Annotated in this window: 3 protein-coding genes and 1 pseudogene; 3 read left to right on the top strand and 1 reads right to left on the bottom strand. The window is 54.3% G+C overall.

Translation table 11 applies throughout. The features are described 5' to 3' along the window. A pseudogene (locus tag H7847_RS26415) lies at nucleotides 1-225 on the bottom strand (hypothetical protein); the annotation flags it as partial. A 145-nt stretch (nucleotides 226-370) separates the two neighbouring features. Between H7847_RS26415 and H7847_RS26410 the strand changes: the two are divergent. Genes H7847_RS26410 through H7847_RS26400 form a run of 3 tightly spaced genes read left to right on the top strand, consistent with a single transcriptional unit; the run spans nucleotide 371 to nucleotide 3,665 of the window. Further along, a complete protein-coding gene (locus H7847_RS26410) occupies nucleotides 371-1,870 on the top strand; it encodes a recombinase family protein (RefSeq protein WP_319799803.1) in 1,500 nt (499 codons plus the stop codon). Beyond that, nucleotides 1,870-2,769: a plasmid partitioning protein RepB C-terminal domain-containing protein gene (locus H7847_RS26405; RefSeq protein WP_227272673.1), complete on the top strand. Its 900-nt coding sequence runs from the start codon at nucleotides 1,870-1,872 to the stop codon at nucleotides 2,767-2,769. The genes H7847_RS26410 and H7847_RS26405 overlap by 1 nt, the downstream gene beginning before the upstream one ends. After that, a complete protein-coding gene (locus tag H7847_RS26400) occupies nucleotides 2,766-3,665 on the top strand; it encodes a plasmid partitioning protein RepB C-terminal domain-containing protein (RefSeq protein WP_227272671.1) in 900 nt (299 codons plus the stop codon). The genes H7847_RS26405 and H7847_RS26400 overlap by 4 nt, the downstream gene beginning before the upstream one ends. The last annotated feature ends 83 nt before the right edge of the window (nucleotides 3,666-3,748 follow it).

Raw genomic sequence — 3,748 nt, 5'->3', positions numbered from 1 at the left:
TCTCATCAGCTCGATCAGATGTTCGGCTGTCGGACCATATGAACCGGATATCCAGTTCTTGGCCGTTCGTTCACTTGCGCCGGTCCACCGCATTGTTGCTTTTGCCGCCTGCCCCGCACCGCCGAGTTCTTGAGACAGCGCCGCGCTGATCGCCTGCCGGTATTCTGACGCAGAAACGCGCTCTTCGCGTTCTCGATGAAACGAGTTGCCCTTTTTATGCAACATGTTTCCGCCCCTCTCTCGTTAAGGTTGAGAAAGGAATCGCAGAGGATTTCTGCAGGTTTGCGAATTTGAATGATGGAGGGCCGCAACATTGAGTTGGCCAGAGAATGATTGTGAAGAGGATAATCGCCGCAAAGCAGCGCAATACGTGCGTATGTCGACCGAGCATCAGCGCTACTCGACAGAAAACCAGGCGGATGCGATCCAACGATATGCTGATGAGCGCGGCTATCAGATCATCAAGACATACTCTGATGCTGGGAAAAGCGGTTTGCGCATTCAAGGCCGCGCTGGCCTTACGCAGTTGATCGACGACATTGAGAGCGGTCACGCCGACTTCAAGACCGTTTTGGTCTATGACGTCAGCCGTTGGGGTCGTTTCCAGGACGCCGACGAAAGCGCCTACTACGAGTATGCCTGCAAGCGCGCGGGCATTTCAGTCGAATACTGCGCCGAGCAATTCGAAAACGATGGCAGTACGATGTCAACTGTCGTCAAAGGCCTGAAGCGTGCGATGGCTGGTGAATACAGCAGAGAGCTGTCGCAGAAGGTTTTCGCGGGTCAATGCCGGCTGATTGAACTGGGTTACCGGCAAGGCGGCGCACCCGGATTTGGCCTGAGACGGATGCTGATTGATGAAGCGGGCAACGCGAAAGGCGTCCTGTCCCGCGGTGAACATAAGAGCATTCAAACCGATCGCGTCACCCTAGTACCGGGGCCTGATGATGAGATCGCCGTTGTAAACCAGATCTTCCAGAGTTTTGTCCACGACTGTCAAGCCGAGGTTGAAATCGCCGCGGACCTCAATGCGCGCGGGATCAAAACCGATCTGGACCGAAGTTGGGCGCCAGCCGTCGTGCGCCAAATCCTGACCAACGAAAAGTACATCGGCAACAACATCTGGAACCGCAACTCATTCAAACTGAAGAAGCGCCACGTCCGCAATGACCCCAGCAACTGGGTGCGCGCCGTTGGCGCTTTTGACGCCATTGTCAGCACGGAGCTCTTTGAGGCTGCGCGTGCCATTATCGGGGCACGTTCTCAGCGGATGTCTGACGAGGAAATGCTTGAAGGTCTGAAAGAGACGCTTGAACAACACGGATTTCTTTCGGGATTTGTCATCAATGAAGCACCGGCCCTACCGTCAAGTGGTGCTTATCAAAGTCGGTTCGGCAGCCTACTGCGGGCCTATAGTCTTGTCGGTTTCAAACCGGACCGAGATTATCGCTACATTGAAATCAACAAACGCCTGCGTGGCGTGCATGCCGAACTCATCCGGGACACCATTTCCGGCGTTGAGGCTGTTGGTGGACTTGCTGATCGCGATCCACAAACAGACCTCATTACCATCAACGAAGAGTTCACTGTTTCCATCGTCATCGCACGCTGCATGCAAACCGGCGCTGGTGCGTTTCGATGGAACATTCGCCTCGATACCAGGCTCTTGCCAGATATGACAATCGTGGTTCGGATGGGGCAAATGAATGAATTGCTGCTAGATTACTATTTGCTGCCGACCTTCGACATGACGCAATCCAAGTTGCGCCTGTCAGAGAACAATGGTCTCTCGCTTGACGCATTCCGTTTCGACGACCTGTCACGTTTCTTCGCAATGACGGCACGCGCACCGCTTCTGGAGGTCGCTTGATGAGCAAGACCGACCTCAGACGGACAGTGCTTGTCCCGATTGACGCAATCACCGTCGTAAATCCGAGGGTCCGCAATCAAAAAGTTTTCGAAGAAATAAAGGCCAACATTGCCGAACTTGGGTTGAAACGGCCGATCACAGTTGCTGCTCGTGAACCAGAGAGTGGAGGAGAACCAAGCTACGAGTTGGTGTGTGGCCAGGGGCGCTTAGAGGCCTTCAAAACCCTCGGCCAATCCGAGATACCAGCGATCATTATCAACGCCAGTAGTGAAGATTGCCTGGTGATGAGCTTGGTCGAGAATCTTGCCCGCCGCCAGCACCATTCGCTTGATTTGCTGAGAGACATTCGGCGGCTCAAAGAGGACGGTTACTCGGAACGGGAGATCGCGGCGAAAACACAGCTTTCCATCAAATATGTTCATGGTGTCATCAAGCTGTTGGACAACCACGAACATCGCCTGTTGCGCGCGGTTGAAAGTGGAAAGATTCCGGTCAGTGTCGCCGTCGACATCGCTGATGCTGACGACGTCGGCGTACAAACAGTTCTCAGGCAGGCTTATGAGAAGAAGCTGCTCCGGGGTGGTCGACTGTTGGCAGCGAAGCGCCTCGTTGAAGCCCGCCAAAAGCACGGTAAGGGACAGGCGTCATCCGATGGCAGTTCACGAAAGAGCCTGTCGGTTGAAAGTCTACTGAAGACTTATGAGAACGATGTCGAAAAGAAGAAGATGCTCTTGCGCAAGGCACATGCCACGCGCAGCGAAATGCTCTTTCTCGTGCAATCGCTCAAGGCGCTGATGGCAGATGAGAACTTCGTCACACTGTTGCGTGCCGAAGGACTGGCCAGCCTGCCGAAGACAATTGCTGATCGGCTTTCGCATGCCGAAAGTGTGCCGACATGACCACAACCTCAGTCGAAAAAGAGGTCGTTGCTGCCTTTGAGCGAGAACTGCTGACCGTCCGTTTCGAACAGATCGCGCCGCTTTACATTGTCAGCCCACAAAAGAAGGCGAGCACCAAGTACAAGCAGATCGTCACGTCCATTCACGAAATCGGTCTTGTCGAACCCATCGTCGTCTTGCCGGACCGGCATGAACCGGGTCAATACACATTGCTTGACGGTCATCTACGATTGGAGGTTCTGAGAGATCATGGGCATACCGAGACACAATGCTTGATCTCGACCGACGACGAAGCCTTCACATACAACAAGCGGATCAATCGCCTCGCCACCATTCAAGAGCATAAAATGATCCTCCGTGCGCTGTCATTGGGGGTGCCGGAAGAGCGGCTGGCCAATGCGCTGAACGTGAATATCAAGACGATCAAGGAAAAACGCCGCTTGCTTGACGGCATCTGCGACGAGGCCGCAGAGTTTCTGAAAGACAAGCAGGTTGCCCTGACCAGCTTTCAAATTCTCAAGAAGATGAAACCCCTGCGCCAGATTGAGGCCGCGCAACTCATGGTCGCAATGAACAAATTCACCATCAATTATGCGCGCTCTCTTCTGGCAGCGACACCGGAAAACCTACTGTTGTCCGCAGCAACGCCGAAGAAAATCAAAGGGATTTCACGCGAGCAACTCGAGTTGATGGAACGCGAGTCGGCCAATCTGGAACGCGAAGTACGCCTTGTCGAAGACAGCTACGGGGCCGACCATCTCGAGCTGGTGTTGGCGCGTGGATACATCTCAAAACTGATGAGCAGTGAGCGGGTCACGCGGTATCTGTCTCTGCATCATGAAGAGTTCCTGCCCGCATTTGAAAAGATCACTGAAACGGAGGCCTTCGCGTCCTGACCGCCTTTCATTGGTCGTGACGATTTGGGGACCCGGACCCTTGAAGCGCGGGGACCGCAGGAGACGCCGCAAGACGGGGCGGA

It is taken from the genome of Roseobacter weihaiensis (genome assembly GCF_020622345.1).
In the GTDB taxonomy this organism is placed as follows: Bacteria; Pseudomonadota; Alphaproteobacteria; order Rhodobacterales; family Rhodobacteraceae; genus Roseobacter; species Roseobacter weihaiensis.
This window is presented reverse-complemented; position numbering and strand designations above follow the sequence as displayed.